Below are 17,904 nucleotides of genomic sequence, written 5' to 3'. Positions count from 1 at the left end.
GCGGTTACAATTTTCGGCCATGCTCGATGATGAGATCGCCGAGTTTTTCAAGATAGAGTGCACCGGTGACCGTTCGCTTAATGATGACGTTGCGGCGATCGCGATCGTCGCGCACGCGGTCGACCAATCCCATCACGCCCATGGTATCAAGCGCCCGGGTGATGACCGGCTTGGTAACACCGAGGGTCGCGGCCAGACCGCGCACGGTATGAGGAGGCGGCACAAGATAGATCTGCAGCAGAATCGCCGTCTGCCGCAGCGTCAAGTCATGATCCTCGCGGCGCACCTGAGCGAGCGTCACGCCATGCCAGAGGCCGAGAGCCTGTGAGGCGGTGAGTTCAAGCGGCAAGGGCAACCCCGGAATTCGTTACGCTGCCGTTCCAGTCTCGGCCAAGATCATGGCGGTTTCAAGGGGTGTTTTGGTTCCAGCTCCTTCGAAGATGAACCATCGCCAATAGTAGTCGTAGAATTCAAGGAGGGTGCGCACCCCCCTCTGTCACTTCGTGACATCTCCCCCACAAGGGGGGAGATTGGTAACTCGCTGCATACACCTGCCACAAGTTGACATCGCGCCTGTTGAAATTGCAGTTCGTTGTTTTACGAACGACAAGCAGCAGACTCCCAACGATCTCCCCCCTTGTGGGGGAGATGTCACGAAGTGACAGAGGGGGGTATCAAACGTGCGGCAGGCTTAAAAGCCCGCTTGCCTTCCTAAGCTGCTGGCCAGGTGAGCCCGACTTTGTTGCGCTTACGTGCCTGGCCCCTCACCCTAACCCTCTCCCCGCAATGCGGGGAGAGGGAATAACAATGACCTACCGTACGCTCTGCCTGATATGATGATACAGAGCCCGGATTGCCTGGGCCTCGCCGCCGCCGGGGGAATGCGGGCGTTCGCTCGGCGCCCAGCCGAAAATATCGAAATGCACCCAGCTCGGCGTCTTTGTCACGAAGCGCTTGAGGAACAGGGCAGCCGTAATGGAGCCGGCCATGCCGCCTGATGGAGCATTGGTGATATCGGCGAATTTGGTCCGGATATCCTTGTCGTAGCCCATATAGAGCGGCATCCGCCACAGCGGGTCATCCGTCTCCAGGCTCGCCTCGGTCAGATCGCTGGCAAGTTCGCTATCGTCGGTAAAGAAAGGCGGCAGGTCGGGGCCGAGCGCAACGCGGGCTGCACCTGTCAGCGTCGCCATATCGATCATCAGGTCGGGCGCGTCTTCGTCGGCATAAGCCAGCGCATCGGCGAGGATCAGCCGGCCCTCGGCATCCGTATTGTCGATCTGCACGGTCAGGCCCTTGCGGCTCCTGTAAATATCGCCAGGACGGAAGGCGTTGGATGAAATCGAGTTCTCGACGACCGGAATGATGACGCGAAGATCGACCTTGAGCTTGGCGTCCATGATCATCAGCGCCAGGCCCATGACGTTGGCGGCACCGCCCATGTCCTTCTTCATCAGTAGCATGGAGGATGCCGGCTTGATATCGAGGCCACCGGTGTCGAAGCACACGCCCTTGCCGACCAGGGTGATACGGCGATGACCCTTCTTGCCCCAGCGCAGTTCCAGAAGGCGTGGTGCATCGGCGCTGGCGCGACCGACCGTGTGCACGAGAGGGAAATTCTCCTTCAGGAGATCATCGCCGATGATGACGGACATGTCTGCCTTGTAGTGCTCGGCAAGCGCCCGGAAGGCGGCTTCGAGCTGTTCCGGACCCATGTCGTTGGTCGGCGTGTTGATGAGATCGCGGGCAAGGAAGACACCGGCGAGCTGGCGCTTGATATCGGCGGCATCGGCATCGCGCGGGATCATCAGCGTCGGCATCGCGGCTTTTTCCGACTTGTAGCGGTCGAAGCGATAGCTGCCGAGGCCGAAACCAAGCGAGAGCCGGTTCGCCGTCAGCGGCGCCGTCTCGATATGCCAGTCGCCGGCCGGCAGGCTGCGCGCCAGCTTGCCCGTGAGGAAGGGTTGTTCGGACGGGTTGGAGCCGAGGCCGAAGAGAGCGCCGCCCAGATGCCCTTCAGCGGTCGGGATCAGCAGCAACGAACCGCTCTCTGCCTTGTAACCAGCCTTGCGTGCCCAATCGAGCGCGATGGGATCGATGGTGCCGGTCTCGATATGCGCCGGGGTAACGGCAAAGATCGGCAGGGTCGCGCCACCCTTCGAATTGAAAGGCGTCGCGCGCTCGATGAATTGAAAGGGGGCCATGACTATCCTTTGGCGGTGACTGAGAAGAATCAAGAGTTAACTGTCTGTTAGGGTTAACAGATTATTGCTGGAGCGAACATTGCGCCGAACCTTTCCCTGTTCCGATTCTAGGCCGGGCGCAAGTATAAGGAATTCAGGGATACGCGACATGCCCGCCGTCTCAGCTACGTCTTCATTCAGAACCTTTCTTTTCCGCGGAGCTTCGGCAGCGCTTCTGGCGCTCGCGCTCGCAAGCTGCTCGACGACCGGAAAAGACCGGATGACGACGGGCTCGATTCCGAAGACGTCGCAGCCCCTCGATACGATGAACAGCACCGATCTCGCGCAGGCGACCGCGACGTTCGGCAAGGCCTACGACGCCAATCCCAAAGATCGCGATGCAGGCGTCAACTACGCCAACGCCTTGCGCATGAGCGGCCGCAACGACCAGGCGCTTGCGGTCATGCAGCAGGTGGCAATCGCCAATCCGACCGACCGCGGCGTGCTGGCCGCCTACGGCAAGGCACAGGCGGCGGCAGGGCAGCTCGACGAAGCGCTCTCGACCATTGACCGCGCACAGCTGCCGGACCGGCCGGACTGGCGGCTGGTTTCAGCGCAGGGCGCCATTCTCGATCAGCTCGGACGTTCCAGCGATGCACGGGCCAAATATCGGGACGCGCTGGTGCTCGCCCCCAACGAGCCGACGGTCCTTTCCAATCTTGGTATGTCCTACGTGCTGACCGGCGATCTCAAGAATGCGGAAAACTATCTCCGCACGGCCGTCGCGCAGCCAGGCGCCGATAGTCGCGTGCGGCAGAACCTGGCGCTCGTCGTCGGCCTGCAGGGCCGCTTTGCGGAAGCCGAGCAAATCGCTCGCCAGGAACTGACGCCGCAACAGGCAAACGCCAATGTCGCCTATCTGCGCGGCATGCTGGCACAGCAGAACTCCTGGCAGAAGCTTGCTGCCAGTGGCGATAACAGGAAAGTAGCCCAGCAATAGAGCGGGAGAGCCGCAACAGCTTCCCTACCCAACTTTCGAAAACGGCACTCGTTAGCGGAGCAGTTGAGGCGCACGCCCGGCAGCCGTAGGCCTTAACGCCAGATGTGGCGCGGCAACCCCTCGGCGACAAGCCGCGCGCCGAGGGCGCCCATCACAACGCCGGCCACCCGATCTATCCATAACTTCGCCCCGAGATAGATGGCGCGCGGCCGGTTCGAAGAAAAGGCCAGCGTTACCACCGTGTACCAGCCTACTTCGACCAGGAAGACTGCGGGCGGAACCGTAAACAGCAGCCAGGGAGCCGGAGCCGCCGGCAGAAGTGCGGCAAAGATACTGCCGTAGAAAATGGCTGTCTTCGGATTGCTGAGCTGCGTGCCGAGCGCAAAGAGGAAATTGCGCATCACACCGCCTGCCGCCGGCGTCGTTGGTGCATCGATGGGAAGATCGTCCGCGGCGCTGCGCCAGATGCGGATGCCGACATAAATCAGATAGAGGCCACCGGCGACTTTTAGCGCCAGATATAGCCATTCGACTTTCATCAGCAATGCGCTCAAGCCGAAGAGGGCCAAGGTCGCGAAAATGACGCTGCCCGTTCCCATGCCGAAGGCCGCGGCAAGACCTGCCTTGCGTGAGCGGGAAACAGCGATGCGCGAAACGAGCACGAAGCTTGGGCCGGGGCTCACCGCTCCGATGAAGACTGCCGCGACGACGCTGAAAAATATTGCCAAGGATGACATGCGAGACCTCCCAATATGGGCGACATTGCATGGAAGATAACCATGCCCGCATGCCGCGAGCAAGTCGGCGGCTCAGAATTTGTCCATTGCCTGAATGATCGCCGGGCCGAGAATGACCGCCATCAAGACCGGCAGGAAGAAGACGATCATCGGTACAGTGAGCTTCGGCGGCAGTGCGGCCGCTTTCTTTTCCGCCTCGTTCATGCGCTCGTCGCGGCCTTCCTGCGCCATGACACGCAAGGCCTGCGAGAGCGGCGTACCATAGCGTTCCGCCTGGATGAGCGCCTGCGTGACCGATTTGACGAGTTCGATCTGGGTGCGGGCGGCGAGATTGTCGAAGGCGGTGCGGCGATCCTGGAGGAAGGAAAGCTCGGCTGTGGTCAGCACCATTTCCTCGGCGAGCGCCGGGGACTGCTCGGCCATTTCTTCGGACACGCGATGCATGCCGGCTTCGATTGAAATGCCCGACTCTACACAGATCAGCATCAGGTCGAGCGCATCCGGCCAAGCGCGCTTGATCGATTTCTGGCGCTTGGTCACCAGATTGGAGATATAGATGTTCGGCGCGTAGAAGCCCAGATAGGCGAAGCCAATGACGCCAAGCAGCCGGATCGGCAGGGGCTTTGCGGCAAACCAGCCGAGAACGAAGACGATGACGATCGCAATTGCCAGAAAAAGGAAGGGCAGCAGGAATCGCGCCACCAGGAACATGTTGAGCGCATTTTCAGAACGCAGGCCGGCAGACCGCAAGCGATTGACGGTATTGGCATCGACAAGCGCATTGCGCAGGTTGAACCGCTCGACGATCTGTCTGACATTTCGATTATTGTGGCTGCGCAGCGACGCCTTGCCGCCCTCTGCGCTCAGCCGTGCACGTTCACGGGCGCGAATCTGTTCGCGCTCTGTTGACACGGCCTTCATGCGCTTGCTGAGATCGCCACGCTCCAGCAGCGGTATGGCGATCGTGTAGAAGGTCGCGAAGACGGCGATGGCAACCACAACGGCAAGAAGGGTGCCAGGATCGGTCAAATTGGCTGCCAGATCGGACATGGGCGACGCGGCTCCTTCCGCTCAGATCTCGAAATTGACCATGTTGCGCATGATGAAGATGCCGAGCGACATCCAGATGCCGGCTCCAAGCAAGATCAGATGGCCGCGCGGGTCGGCGAACAGGATCATCATGTATTGCGGCGACGTCAGATAGACGAGCAGCATCACGATGAAGGGCAGAGCGCCGATGATGACGGCGGATGCCTTGGCCTCCATCGACAATGCCTTGACCTTCGCCTTCATTTTCTTGCGTTCGCGCAGCACCTTCGAGAGGTTGCCCAGGGCTTCCGACAGGTTGCCGCCCGCCTGGGCCTGAATGGCGATGACGATCGAGAAGAAATTTACTTCCTGCAGCGGCATATGGTTTGTGATGCGCGCGCAGGCGTCCGACATGCTAAGACCGACCTGCTGCGCCTCGACCACCCGCCGAAACTCCGTCTTGACAGGCTCTCGCGCCTCGCCAGCCACCAGCCGCACTGCATCGTTGAGCGGCAGGCCCGAGCGAAGCGAGCGCGTGATGAGGTCAAGCGAGTTCGGAAATTCTTCCAGGAACTTGCTTTGCCGGCGCTTGATGAGGAAGCCGATGACCCAGCGCGGCAGGCCGAATGCAGACGCAAAGAACATTCCCAAAATGACGAGGGGCGGCGCGCCGGCGATGAAAAAGACCAGCATGATGAAAAGACCGAAGAGCACGCTGAAGATGTAGAAGCGCGGCGGCGTCAGCGACAGGCCGGCCTGCGCCAGACGTGCCTTGAGCGACTGCTTCTTCTTCGTGTTTTCGCTTTGTCGCCGCTCAAGGTCCTTAAGCGTGTCCTGCACCGACTTGCGCCGCTTGGACATTTCCTGGACGCGATCGCGCGCGGCCTTGACCTTGGCGCGATCGGTCTCGGCCTGCTTGACCCGGTTGACCCGGCTATCGGCCTTTTTCTGTGTCTCGATCCGTGAATAGAGAACGCCGTAGCAGACCGCCGCGGCGGAGACCGCCGTCAGCAGGACAATCAGCAGCACTATCGGATCGATACCAAACATCGCGAGCCCTATTGCGCCTTTTGTTCCATCTCATCGAGGGCGGCTGCCAGGCGCCGCTCCTCGTTATAGTAACGAGCACGATCCCAGAAATGCGGTTTGCCGATGCCGGTGGAGACGTGCCGCCCGATGATCCGGCCGTTCGCATCTTCGCCCTCGATCTCGTAGCGCATCAGATCCTGGGTAATGATCACATCGCCTTCCATGCCGATCACCTCGGTGATCTGGGTGATGCGGCGCGAACCGTCACGCAGGCGGGCAGCCTGGATGACGACGTCGACGGAGCTGGATATGATCTCACGGACGGTCTTGGCCGGCAGGCTGAAACCACCCATGGCGATCATCGATTCCATGCGGCTCAGGCATTCGCGCGGCGTATTGGCGTGGATCGTGCCCATGGAGCCGTCGTGACCCGTGTTCATCGCCTGCAGCAGGTCGAAGACCTCGGGTCCGCGCACTTCGCCGACGATGATGCGTTCGGGGCGCATACGCAGGCAGTTCTTGACGAGATCGCGCATGGTGATCTCACCCTCGCCCTCGATGTTGGGCGGACGGGTTTCGAGGCGCACCACGTGCGGCTGCTGCAATTGCAGTTCGGCGGTGTCTTCGCAGGTGATGACGCGTTCGTCTCGATCGATATAGTTGGTCAGGCAATTCAGAAGCGTCGTCTTGCCCGAGCCCGTACCGCCTGAAATGACGACGTTGCAGCGCACGCGGCCGATGATCTGCAAAAGCGTCGCGCCCTCCGGCGTGATGGCGCCGAAGCGGACGAGCTGCTCGAGCGTCAGCTTGTCCTTCTTGAACTTACGAATGGTGAGTGCAGGACCGTCGATCGCCAGCGGTGGGGCGATGACGTTGACGCGCGAACCATCGGGCAGGCGCGCATCGCAGATGGGGCTCGATTCATCGACGCGGCGGCCGACCTGGCTGACGATGCGCTGGCAAATGGATAGAAGCTGGGAATTGTCGCGGAAGCGGATTTCGGATTCGACGGTCTTGCCGCCAACTTCGATGAAAGTCTGGCCGGCACCGTTGACCATGATGTCGGCGATGTCGTCGCGGGCGAGCAGCGGCTCCAGCGGGCCATAGCCGAGTACATCGTTGCAGATGTCCTCGAGCAATTCCTCCTGCTCGGAGATCGACATCGCGAAATTCTTGATCGTGATGATATCGTTGACGATATCGCGGATTTCCTCACGCGCCGCCTCGTTGCCGAGCTTGGAGAGCTGCGAGAGATCGATCGTATCGATCAGCGCGGAGAAGACCTGCGATTTCGTATCGTAATATTCTTCGGTGCGCGCCACGCGACGCCGGCTAGGCGTCTGCATCGGCGGCGGAGCGACCTGCTGACGTGGCTGCGCGGCATCACGGGACGGCTCTATCAGCACAGCCGGCGCCGTTGGCCCGCCAGCGGGAGCGGGTGCACGCGCCGGTGCCGGCGGAGGCATTGCGCCGCCGCTCTTTGCAGGACCTTCACTTCCGCGCTTGCCAAACATGTCTTCGATCCAATTCTACTGCTGCTGCATGGCTTTCACGAAAGATTGGTTTTCGGAATCCATGCGAAATCATAGGGTTACTTCCGCTTTAAAAGGCCAAGCAAACCGCCCTTTCTTGCCTTCTTCAAAGCAACACGCCCGGTAACGATGTGCGATATCTGCGAGAAAGTTTCCGCAATCGGCGACTTGGGATCAGTCTCGGAGATCATCTGCCCGCTGTTGGCGGCATTACCGAACAGGTTGATGTCAAAGGGTATGATGGCGATCGGGTCGGTCTCCAGCGGCGCGCAGAATTCCGAAGGATTGATCTCCGGGCGCTTCGGCATGCCGACCTGATTGAGAATGAGGTGCGGTGCCTTATCGTTCGGCCGCAGCTTGCGCAGAGCGTCGATCAGGTTCTTGGCGTTGCGCAGATTGGCAAGATCAGGCGCGGCACAGATGACGACCTCGTCTACCGCACCAAGCACCGAACGCGTCCATTCCGTCCAGACATGCGGCACATCGAGAACCGCCACCGGCGCGCTGCGCTGGAGAACGTCGAGCACCGGCAGGAATGCCTGCCCTTCGAAATCATAGGCGCGGTCCAGCATCGAGGGCGCGGCGAGCAGCGACAGATGCTGCGAGCATTTGGTCAGGAGCCGGTCGAGAAAGACCTCGTCGAGGCGTTCCGGGGCATAGACGGCCTCGGCTATCCCCTGAGCCGGGTCCTGGTCAAAATCGATATTGGCGGTGCCGTAGGGCAGATCGAGATCGGCGAGAATGGTTTCGGTCGAGAAGAGGCTGGAGATGCCGAAGGCGCAATTATGGGCGATGGTGGATGCGCCCACCCCACCCTTGGCACCGATGAAGGCAATGCTGCGGCCGAGCGGTTCGGCATCGGGGTCGATGAAGATCGATGCCACCGCCGTCATCAGATCGATCATATCGGTCGGCTGTACGATATATTCTGAGATACCGTTGCGGATGAGTTCGCGGTAAAGACCGATATCGTTGTGATAGCCGACGATGATGACCTTGGTGCTCGGATCGCAGACGGCAGCGAGCGGTTCGAGTTCCGCCAGGAGGCCGCGTGGGTTGGCGCGCGTCTCCAGAATGATCAGGTTTGGGGTCGGCGCTGAGGCGAACATGTTCGCCGCAGCCGCCACACCGCCGCTGGTGATCCGCAGGCTGACCTTGGACATGCGCCGATCGTTGGCGCACTGATCCATCACCTGCTGCAGCTGCTCGCTTTCGCAGAAGGCATGTATGGAAATACGCGGCAGCGGCCGTAAATTGTCGAGATTGCCCGAGCGCGAAGCTTCCTCCGCTTCCGGGGCAGTCGAGCCGATATCGTATTCGATGGCGTTCATGATTTTATCCCGTTGCGCCAGCCTCTTGCGTTCAATTTCCGCTACCGAAGCCGCCGACCGTCGCCGTGCTGGTCGGGGTTGAGCCGCTGCGATAATCGCTGATGACCTTGCTGCGCTGATCGGCATCGATCGGCGTCATCGCGCGCGGCGAAATCAGATCGGTCGGATTGGCGACCTGCGCTGCCAGATTGTGCTGGGTCGCACAGCCGAAATTATAATAGTTCTGATTGTCGAATGCGTTGTCGGAAAGATCGTCCGGCCACTGGCCGCACGCATTGGTGGCCGCCGTCGTTGCGGTAAAGCGCAGGCGGATCGGCGCAGCATCGCCCGGGCCGCCCGTCGGGTAATAGCTGTTGACGATTCGCGCCGACGGAATACCGTTCGTGACCAGCTCCCGACGGATTTGTGAGTTGAGCGCCGATGCGGCGAAGGCATTTGGCGATTGCCGCGGCGACAGGATTTCCACCGTGCCGCTTGCATGGGCGCGATAATCCTGAACGAAACCGCGAACCGTATCGCGCATGCCTGTTGTCAGGTGCCGGTCACTGGCCGCGACCGGTATATCAACGCTATGCTCCTTTTCGGTGAGCACGATGGGATGCCGTTGGCGATAGTCATCCCTGATGGCGCTCGTCGTCATGCCATCTGGGGAGCCCGCGCAACTGCTGACGGCCGATATCAGCGCCAATGTCGGGAGGATCAGCATCGATCTTGAAAAACGAGGCCGGGCACCGCCGAGTGTATTGCGTTCGAGGCTGGCCATCTCTTGCTCTTTCGTTGACCTCGTTGAAAAGGCTGGCGTCATGGTCCCGCTCCTCACTTGTAGATGAAACCGACTGTGCCGTGGAAATCGGCATCGGCGACCGGCGGACCATCCTTGCGGCCGTAGATCTTGTTGACACGGTTCATGAAGAAGACACCGGCATCGTTCGTCGGAGAAAAATTGTCGTCTGGGCGAGCAAGCTTGTCGCGCGCTACGGGGCGCACGAGATAGGGTGTCGCGATAATCACAAGCTCGCTCTCATCCCGCTGGAAGCTCTTCTGACGGAACAGGGCACCCAGGATCGGAATCTTCGATGCACCCGGCGTTCCCGAGGTCGTCTGCTGCACGTTATCGCTCAGCAAGCCGGCAAGCGCGATCGATCCCCCGGATGGCAGCTCGACCGAAGTATTGGCGGCACGCTGGTTGTAGGTCGGGGTGGATGACGATGCGACCGGTTCCGAGACCTGGGTCTGCACATGCAGGCTGATGCGGCCACCGGCCAGGACCACAGGCGTGAAGGCCAGCGTGATACCATAGGTATAGGGCGTAATCGTCGTGTTGCCGTCCTTGTCGGTCGTGGAATAGAGCGTCTGACCACCGGAATTGAAGGTAGCAGCCTGTCCAGAAATGGCGGTCAATGTCGGCTCCGCCAAGGTGCGCACGGCACCTGCCTGCTCGAGAGCATTCAGATAGGTGCTGATATTGTATTTGCCGAGCGCGTATTTGAAGAGTGTCGAGATACCACCCGCGCCGGTAGCGTTTGTGGGATCGCCGTTTACTCCCAGGAAGTTCGTGGTTCCGCTGTTTCCGATATTGCCGAGTTGAGCGACGCCCAGGCCGGAGGAATTGCTGACCAGGTTGTCGAAACCAATCTGCTTCAGGACGCTGCGCTTGATTTCGGCGACGGTCACCTTGAGCGTCACCTGATCCTCGCCTTCGATCTGCAGCATGTTGACGATCTGCGAGGTCTGCCGCCCTTCGGCGAAAATGGCGACTGCGTTGTTGTCGCCGCTGCCGGAGGCAGTCTGGTTTCGTGTCGTCGCTTCGCCTCCCTTGAGGAAGGCTTGGGCGAGCTGCTGTGCTCGGATCGAATCCTGCGGCGTGCGCACGATGCCAGTGAGGACGATGTTGTCGGAGATGATCTCGACGTTGATATCGGAGTCCGGGATGAAGCGCTTGATATTATCCTGCAGACCAGCAATATCGCGCTCGATCTGGAGATCGAGGCTGACGATCTCCTTGCCGTCGGCGCCGAAGATGAAGATGTTGGTCTGGCCGACCGTCTTGCCGAAAAGATAGATACGGCGCGAGGTTCGCGTCACCGCATCGGCCATCTTGGGATCGGAGACAAGGATGTCATGGGCGTCGGCGGGCAGATCGACGACAAGCGCCTTGTTGAGACCAAGCTTCAAAGTGCGCTTGGTGCCGAGGCCGGCGATCGTCACGATACTGTCGGAACCGCCCGCGAGGACCGCAGGCATACGCAGAAAGGCCGGCCCCAGAGGCAGCCCGGCAAAGGCAACGGAGAAGGAGAGGCCAAAGGCGAGAGGCAGGCTGGCTTTCTTGCTTGTCTTTAACATCGTCTCGCCCCTTCTCATTGCGGTTTCGGCCCGGTTGGGCCATCAGTCACGATCGCTCCCGATTTGATGACCTGGATCATGCTGCCACCATTGTCCCCGGCCAGCAGATAATCGGCCGCCGTCGTATCGGGTTGCTGCGCGTCGGCAACGGAGCGCAGTGCCAGCGTCAGGCGATCGGCCATCTGATGCGCGACCGCCAGGACCTTCGTCTGGTCCGGCGTCAGCTCCAGCGTCGCGGTTGCCCCAACGACAGCCTTGCTTCCGTCCTGCTTTTCCTCGATCTGCTGATCGACCGCCAGAACGCGAACGTTGCTGAGCACGGTTTCGGTGACGAGCTGCTGCTGCGAACCCTTGCGCACCATGATGACATCGACGCGGTCATTCGGAAGGATGAAACCGCCTGCGCCGGTGGCGACGGAAATCTCGGTGGCGACGGCGCGCTTGCCCGCCGGTAGCAACGAAGAAAGGATACGGCTGTTGGAATCGGCGATCTTTTCCTCGCGGATCGGCTCGCCCTCGAAGATCGGCAGGCGAACAACCGCGCCGGTCAGATCTTTCAACGCATTAGGGCGCTCGCGTTCAGTGATGAGACCTTTGACGATGCCGCTTTCCGGCCAGGGCATCCAATGGATCGATTGCTCGTTCAGACGCGAACCGACGGGCAGATTGGCACCGGCAACGAGGACATTGATCGTCGCCTCCTTCTCCACCACCGCCGCAATCTGCTGGGGAACGATATCGCGCGAACCAGCCAGGCGCATCGCGAGCAGACCGGCCATCCCGGCCGCGACGGCTGCCACTGCGAGTATCATTATGCGAGCGGGTTTCATGGTCATTCCTTGAGGAACAGGATTCTTCGCCCTGCAGAATGACCGGCAATTGGTGTAATTATGGTTAATGGCTGGTTACATTTATTGTTATTTAACCATGATTACTTGTTGTATATTAGAAATTACCTATATTCCACCCTGGCCTATACTCACTGGTTTTAAGCTCAAAGGGTGACGCGAGTAGCGGCAATCAAAAGTGGCGAAGAAGGGAAAGCAAGGATGCCGCCGATGGCAATCGCAATCCCGTATGGGATTTTCTTGGCAACCAGCAATGAGCCTGGCACGGGAAGACCGATTGCCATAATGGTACTGGATTGCGCACGAAGCAGCACGATCAAAACCGTTACCACGCCACCGATAAACGCAATGTAGACGAGGAATTCTAAAAGGGAGGAATCAAAGCCGAACCAGAGTGCCGCTGCGGCCAAAAGCTTTGCATCACCGCCGCCCATGACATTCAATGCAAATAATGCGAAGCAAGCGAGGAAAACGGTGCTGGCACCAGCAACATGCATACCGATTTCCGCGAATGATAAACCAAATGCAGGGGCCAGCGTCAAGAATCCGATTGCGAGAATCAAAGAAATACGGTTTGGGATCGTCATGGTCAGCAGATCGGAAATAGCTGCTATCGACATGCAGAGCGGAAACATGAGTAAAACCGTCGTCTCGAACATGTCATCCCCTATGTTGGCTGCAATTTTCAAACCCATACCGTTTGAACCGGCGGTCATTACCAAACGTTGTAATTAATGAACTTTATTATTACTGTGTGCCGACACCTGTGCCCGACTTATTCATTTGGTTAGCGATATTCTGGAACATGCTGTTGAGTGTTCCACCAAGGGTCGTTGCACCTGCGATGATTGCGACCGAGATCAAGGCGGCGATAAGGCCGTATTCGATTGCTGTCGCACCTGACTGATCTTCTACGAAGCGCTTGGTAAGCTTAGACATGCGTTTAACTCCACTGTGTTGAAATCACAATCCGCATTAACCGGTTATTGCTAGCAGAAGTCGGCTCTACGCTATCTACAATCTACACGTATGGCAGGATGTTAACCATAACGCATCCTCAACGCGTCATGCTCGGCATGTACTTGCTATTCGGAAACCGTCCCTTAGAACGGCTTCCGAGAAGTATTAAGCCTTAGCAGCTACCGTATTACTTGGTACCAATACCGGCGCCAGAGGTGTTCATCTGCTTAGCAATATTTGAAAAAGTCGTGCTCAGCGTACTACCGAGGGTCGTCGCGCCGGTGATGATGGCGACGGAGATCAGGGCAGCGATCAGGCCGTATTCAATTGCGGTCGCGCCGGATTCATCCTTCAGGAAACGCGAAAAAAGCTTGGACATAAGTTTAACTCCACTTTGTTGACAGCACGTCCGCCAACTGTTGCCGTTGATCGGATGAACTGCACGGTAGCCCCGCGCCGTTTCTATCGCTTTAAAGAATTAGGTTAATACACAGTAAATACAAAAGCGAAAATAGAATAGTTAATGCAAGTTTTATGTTCTTCTTTCCGTTTTAAAGAAGTTTTTCAGCCAAATAGAAATTATTAGATAGGTGAATATTAGCGCGATATGCAATTTGTCTTAAAACAGTACACGACTTTCGCAATGATGGGATGATAGGACGCGCGAATGACACATCCGAGCCATAATCGAACGACGCCGGGTCAGCTTAATCGTTCATTCACCATTCTTTCTCATTCTATCGGGAAATTCTTTTCGCCATAGCTTTCCAAGAGGCCAAGCCATGCCAATCGGCGGCAGAACAGCATTCCTTGCCGGCATTGTTGCCATGGCCGGCATGATGCCGCAGCTTTCCCACGCTGCCGGAGAAAGCATGCTGCGCGTCTATATGGATCACGCGCGCGTATTGAAGCTGGATCGCCCTGTCAGCAAGGTCATCGTCGGCAATTCGCAAGTCGCCGATGCAACGGTGGCCGATCCGAAAACCATCGTACTGACCGGCCGCAGCTTCGGGACGACGAATATCATCCTGCTCGATACCGACGGCAATGCCATCGTGGACGAGCAGATCCTGGTATCGATCGACGAAGGCAATACGGTCCGTGTCTTCCGCCAGACGGATCGCGCCGTGCTGTCGTGCACGCCCAATTGCGAACAGCATGCCCAGCAGAACAATACGACGACGACCCCAACGGCTGCAGCCGGACAATAGAAACATTCGATAACTCAAATATTCGAAAGTACTTTCAAAGAATTGAGCAGCAAACGATAATCCTTGTTTCCTCTAAATATGAAGAGAGAAGAGAAACGGATTATCAAGAAAGCAATTCTAGTGTCGTCCGCGTGTAAATCGCCGCGGACTTCCCATGACGCCAGATAATATCCCTCACGCCAATACAGGCCGCGCACGTCGCAGTGCCCGAAGCAGCTTGCGTGAATTGGTGCGTTCTCGGGACGGGACAGCAGCGATCGAATTTGCCTTGCTTGCGATCCCCTATTTTCTGATCGTCTTTGCCATTATCGAAACCTTCGTCGCCTTTACCGCGGAGCAAGTCGTCTCAAACGCCGTCGATACTCTGTCGCGCCAGATCCGGACCGGACAGATTACGGCAGCCAATACAACTTCGCAGCAGTTCCGGCAGGCATTCTGCAATCAGATTTCCGTGCTCATTACCTGCTCCTCCACCGAAGTACAGACGCCGGCGAACCTCTATCTCGATGTGGAGAGCTATTCGAGTTTTGCGTCCATGCCGACGACGATCCCCCGCAAGTCGTCGACAGATCCTTATTCCGATCTCAGCACCACCGGATTCACATTTACACCCGGCGGCGCCAAATCACTGAACATGGTGCGCGCCTATTATCGCTGGCAGATCATAACGGATCTGCTGCGCCCCTATCTTACCAACGTGCATCCAACCGACGGCTCGGCGTTGGTCTATCTCATCGTCGCAACCGCAGCCTTTCAGAACGAGAATTATCCGTGAGCGGCCTCAAGAGCATGATCGGGAAAGAAAGTACGCGCCTTGGCATACTAAGACGCTTCGCTCGCGACAAAGATGGCGTCGGCGCGATCGAATTCGCCATTCTTTTTCCCGTATTGCTGATGCTTTATCTCGGTGCATTCGAGCTTACCGTCGGCCTCAATGCCTCGAAACGTGCCAGCCGTTCTGCAGGTTCCATCGCGGACATCGTCTCGCAGCAGCCGTCGGTCACCAAGTCCGTGCTTGCGGGCATGCCTTCCGTTGCCGGCGCGATCTTCGCGCCCTATAGCACGACGGGCCTGACGCTGAAGATCACCGGCATTGCGATCGACACGGCCGGCAAGGCGACCGTCGCCTGGTCCTGGGCGCAGGACGGAACCAGACCGTATACACCAGGCTCCACGGTCACGGTGCCGGCCAACATGAACCAGGCGAGCACATTCCTTGTCCGTAGCGAGCTCGCCCTGCCCTATCAGCTCCTCAGCTTCGGTGCCAATTTCCTGCCAAGCGGCACAAACCGGATCACCATCAGCCGGCAATATTACTACCGGCAGCGCGTCGGCAATTCGATCAGCTGCAGCGACTGCTGAAAGCCCGACCGCAAAACCGCACCCGAAGTGCCGCTTCCAAACGGAAAATTGCCAAGTCGATGCCTCCGTTATATGGGTGACGTCCAATAGCCCGGAAGACCTGCCGGGTGACGGCATTCTATCGGGTGATCTATGGCGCGCGCCTTTCTCTTCGTTCTGGATTCTTTCGGTGTAGGCGGCGGCCCGGATGCGGCAAGCTATGGTGACGAGGGCGCCGATACGCTTGGCCATATCGCCGAGTTCTGCGCCGCTGGCGCGGCCGATCGCGAGGGCCTGCGTCAGGGTCCGTTGACATTGCCGATCATGTCCGGTCTCGGCCTGCTGGAGATCGCCAAGGCGGCGACGGGCAATTATCCCGCCGGCATGCCTATGCCGGAAAAACTCTACGGCCTTTATGGCTGCGCCAATGAAACCTCCCGCGGCAAGGATACACCATCGGGTCATTGGGAGATCGCCGGTACGCCCGTCATGTTCGACTGGGGTTACTTTCCGGCAGAGGGCGATGCCTTTCCGCCGGAGCTGGTGAAGGCCATCTGCGAAGCCGCCGATCTGCCAGGGATTCTCGGCAATTGCCATGCATCCGGCACGGATATCATCGCCAAGCTTGGCGAAGAGCACATCCGTAGCGGCAAGCCGATCTGCTACACCTCGTCGGACTCCGTCTTCCAGATTGCAGCACACGAACAGCATTTCGGGCTCGATCGGCTGATCGGCCTCTGCAAGATCGTGCGCACCCTGCTCGATTCTCACAATATCGGCCGCGTCATTGCCCGCCCCTTCGTCGGCGAGACCGCAGCGACCTTCGAGCGGACCGGAAACCGCCGCGATTTCTCCGTGCTGCCGCCAGAGCCGACGCTGCTCGATCGTCTCGTCAAGGCAGAGCGCACGGTGCATGCCGTCGGCAAGATCGGCGATATCTTCGCCCATCAGGGCATTTCCAGGGTCATCAAGGCTAATGGCAACATGGCGCTGATGGATGCCACGCTGAAGGCCATGGACGAAGCCGAGGATGGTGATCTGGTTTTCACCAATTTCGTCGATTTCGACATGGTCTATGGTCACCGCCGCGACGTGCCGGGATATGCCGCAGCACTCGAGGCGTTCGACGCGCGGCTGCCTGAAGTGCACAAGAAGCTGAAAGCGGGCGATCTCGTTATCCTGACCGCCGATCACGGCTGCGATCCGACGTGGCGCGGGACCGATCACACACGCGAGCGCGTGCCCGTCATGGCTTACGGGCCAGGCATTCGATCCCGTTCCATCGGCGTCCGTCAGACCTATGCCGATATCGGCGAAACGGTTGCGAAACATCTGGGAATTGCGGCAGGGCCGCACGGGAGGAGCTTCCTTTGACATCGCATTTGAAGAAAGTGGAACTGCATTGCCATCTGGAAGGCGCAGCTCCACCGGCATTGACGCTCGCACAAGCAGAGAAATACGGGGTCGACACCAGCGCCTTCCTTAAGGACGGTGTTTACCTCTGGAAGGATTTTGCCGAATTCCTCCTCTGCTACGACAAGGTTTCAGAAGTCTATCGCACCGAGGAAGACTATGCGCTGCTGACGGAAACCTATCTGGAAGAGCTGGCCGGCATTGGCACGATCTATAGCGAGCTCATCGTTTCGCCCGATCATGGCGATCGTATCGGCCTCGGCGCCGACGCCTATATGGCAGGCGTTTCCGCCGGCATCCGTGCCGCCAAGGCAAAGACCGGCATCGAGGCTCGGCTGATCGTAACCGGCGAACGCCACTTTGGGCCTGAGCGCGTCATGAAGGCGGCGGAATATGCCGTCAAGAGCGACAATCCGCTGATAACAGGTTTCAACATGGCCGGCGAGGAGCGCATGGGCCGAGTCGCCGATTACGCCCGCGCCTTCGACATCGCCCGCGAGGCCGGTCTTGGCATTACCATCCATGCCGGCGAGGTCTGCGGCGCATTCAGCGTCGCCGACGCGGTGGATCTGGTGCGCCCGCAGCGTATCGGCCATGGCGTGCGCGCCATTGAGGATATGGATCTCGTCAAGCGCCTTGCCGATCTCGGCACCGTGCTGGAAGTCTGCCCCGGCTCCAACGTTGCACTCAACGTTTTCCCGGATTTCCAGTCGCACCCGCTGCGCAGGCTGCGTGACGCCGGCGTGAAGGTGACGATCAGCTCCGATGATCCGCCCTTCTTCCACACATCTCTGAAGCGCGAATACGAGCTGGCGTCGTCAGCCTTCGGTTTTAGCGACGACGAGATCGATGCCATGACCCGCACGGCGATCGAAGCGGCGTTCGTGGACGAGGCGACGCGGACGACGCTGCTGGCGAAGCTCCAAATGCACAGTTAAGGCCCCATA

At 59.0% G+C, this 17,904-nt stretch carries 19 protein-coding genes; 6 read left to right on the top strand and 13 right to left on the bottom strand.

Annotated elements, in window-relative coordinates:
• Window positions 1-4 precede the first annotated feature (4 nt).
• A complete protein-coding gene (locus tag FBZ97_RS30700) occupies window positions 5-349 on the bottom strand; it encodes a MarR family winged helix-turn-helix transcriptional regulator (protein WP_041677769.1) in 345 nt (114 codons plus the stop codon).
• A 463-nt stretch (window positions 350-812) separates the two neighbouring features.
• Window positions 813-2,204, bottom strand: coding sequence for a M17 family metallopeptidase (locus tag FBZ97_RS30695; protein WP_145323364.1), 1,392 nt, complete (start codon window positions 2,202-2,204; stop codon window positions 813-815).
• A gap of 148 nt (window positions 2,205-2,352) precedes the next feature.
• Here FBZ97_RS30695 and FBZ97_RS30690 point away from each other — a divergent pair, with 148 nt between their 5' ends.
• Window positions 2,353-3,183, top strand: a complete 831-nt coding sequence (locus tag FBZ97_RS30690) for a tetratricopeptide repeat protein (protein ID WP_113330643.1) — start codon at window positions 2,353-2,355, stop codon at window positions 3,181-3,183.
• A gap of 92 nt (window positions 3,184-3,275) precedes the next feature.
• Here the strand turns inward: FBZ97_RS30690 and FBZ97_RS30685 are convergent, their stop codons facing one another.
• The 11 genes from FBZ97_RS30685 to FBZ97_RS30635 form a co-directional block, all read right to left on the bottom strand.
• Complete coding sequence (locus FBZ97_RS30685) at window positions 3,276-3,920, bottom strand: LysE family transporter (RefSeq protein WP_145323362.1); 645 nt, start codon at window positions 3,918-3,920, stop codon at window positions 3,276-3,278.
• Between the two features lie 72 nt (window positions 3,921-3,992).
• Window positions 3,993-4,970 (bottom strand): type II secretion system F family protein, encoded by a 978-nt coding sequence (locus FBZ97_RS30680; RefSeq protein WP_113395862.1) that lies wholly within the window; start codon window positions 4,968-4,970, stop codon window positions 3,993-3,995.
• A 21-nt stretch (window positions 4,971-4,991) separates the two neighbouring features.
• Complete coding sequence (locus tag FBZ97_RS30675; protein ID WP_145323360.1) at window positions 4,992-5,999, bottom strand: type II secretion system F family protein; 1,008 nt, start codon at window positions 5,997-5,999, stop codon at window positions 4,992-4,994.
• Between the two features lie 8 nt (window positions 6,000-6,007).
• Window positions 6,008-7,492 carry a CpaF family protein gene (locus FBZ97_RS30670; RefSeq protein WP_112722895.1) on the bottom strand — a complete coding sequence of 495 codons (1,485 nt, stop codon included), beginning with the start codon at window positions 7,490-7,492 and terminating at the stop codon, window positions 6,008-6,010.
• A 77-nt stretch (window positions 7,493-7,569) separates the two neighbouring features.
• A complete protein-coding gene (locus FBZ97_RS30665; RefSeq protein WP_145323358.1) occupies window positions 7,570-8,841 on the bottom strand; it encodes a CpaE family protein in 1,272 nt (423 codons plus the stop codon).
• A gap of 31 nt (window positions 8,842-8,872) precedes the next feature.
• Window positions 8,873-9,604 carry a CpaD family pilus assembly protein gene (locus FBZ97_RS30660; RefSeq protein ID WP_145323355.1) on the bottom strand — a complete coding sequence of 244 codons (732 nt, stop codon included), beginning with the start codon at window positions 9,602-9,604 and terminating at the stop codon, window positions 8,873-8,875.
• A gap of 53 nt (window positions 9,605-9,657) precedes the next feature.
• Complete coding sequence (locus tag FBZ97_RS30655; protein WP_113391041.1) at window positions 9,658-11,184, bottom strand: type II and III secretion system protein family protein; 1,527 nt, start codon at window positions 11,182-11,184, stop codon at window positions 9,658-9,660.
• A 14-nt stretch (window positions 11,185-11,198) separates the two neighbouring features.
• Window positions 11,199-12,014 carry a Flp pilus assembly protein CpaB gene (cpaB, locus tag FBZ97_RS30650; protein WP_145323354.1) on the bottom strand — a complete coding sequence of 272 codons (816 nt, stop codon included), beginning with the start codon at window positions 12,012-12,014 and terminating at the stop codon, window positions 11,199-11,201.
• Window positions 12,015-12,178: 164 nt separating this feature from the next.
• Window positions 12,179-12,691: a prepilin peptidase gene (locus FBZ97_RS30645; protein WP_145323352.1), complete on the bottom strand. Its 513-nt coding sequence runs from the start codon at window positions 12,689-12,691 to the stop codon at window positions 12,179-12,181.
• 88 nt (window positions 12,692-12,779) lie between these two features.
• Window positions 12,780-12,971 carry a Flp family type IVb pilin gene (locus FBZ97_RS30640; protein WP_145323350.1) on the bottom strand — a complete coding sequence of 64 codons (192 nt, stop codon included), beginning with the start codon at window positions 12,969-12,971 and terminating at the stop codon, window positions 12,780-12,782.
• Window positions 12,972-13,179: 208 nt separating this feature from the next.
• A complete protein-coding gene (locus FBZ97_RS30635) occupies window positions 13,180-13,371 on the bottom strand; it encodes a Flp family type IVb pilin (RefSeq protein WP_145323348.1) in 192 nt (63 codons plus the stop codon).
• Window positions 13,372-13,774: 403 nt separating this feature from the next.
• Here FBZ97_RS30635 and FBZ97_RS30630 point away from each other — a divergent pair, with 403 nt between their 5' ends.
• The 5 genes from FBZ97_RS30630 (at window position 13,775) to FBZ97_RS30610 (ending at window position 17,895) form a co-directional block, all read left to right on the top strand.
• A complete protein-coding gene (locus FBZ97_RS30630) occupies window positions 13,775-14,203 on the top strand; it encodes a pilus assembly protein N-terminal domain-containing protein (protein ID WP_145323346.1) in 429 nt (142 codons plus the stop codon).
• A 154-nt stretch (window positions 14,204-14,357) separates the two neighbouring features.
• Window positions 14,358-14,978, top strand: coding sequence for a TadE/TadG family type IV pilus assembly protein (locus tag FBZ97_RS30625; protein ID WP_145323344.1), 621 nt, complete (start codon window positions 14,358-14,360; stop codon window positions 14,976-14,978).
• Window positions 14,979-14,992: 14 nt separating this feature from the next.
• On the top strand, window positions 14,993-15,565 hold the full coding sequence (locus FBZ97_RS30620; RefSeq protein ID WP_145323475.1) for a TadE/TadG family type IV pilus assembly protein: 573 nt from the start codon (window positions 14,993-14,995) through the stop codon (window positions 15,563-15,565).
• A gap of 132 nt (window positions 15,566-15,697) precedes the next feature.
• A complete protein-coding gene (locus FBZ97_RS30615; protein ID WP_145323342.1) occupies window positions 15,698-16,918 on the top strand; it encodes a phosphopentomutase in 1,221 nt (406 codons plus the stop codon).
• Entirely contained in the window at window positions 16,915-17,895 is a 981-nt protein-coding gene (locus FBZ97_RS30610; RefSeq protein ID WP_145323340.1) for an adenosine deaminase, read from the top strand. Before FBZ97_RS30615 ends, FBZ97_RS30610 begins: the two co-directional genes overlap by 4 nt.
• Window positions 17,896-17,904: the final 9 nt, after the last annotated feature.

The organism is Rhizobium sp. ERR 942 (assembly GCF_007828395.1).
Classification (GTDB): domain Bacteria; phylum Pseudomonadota; class Alphaproteobacteria; order Rhizobiales; family Rhizobiaceae; genus Rhizobium; species Rhizobium dioscoreae.
This window is presented reverse-complemented; position numbering and strand designations above follow the sequence as displayed.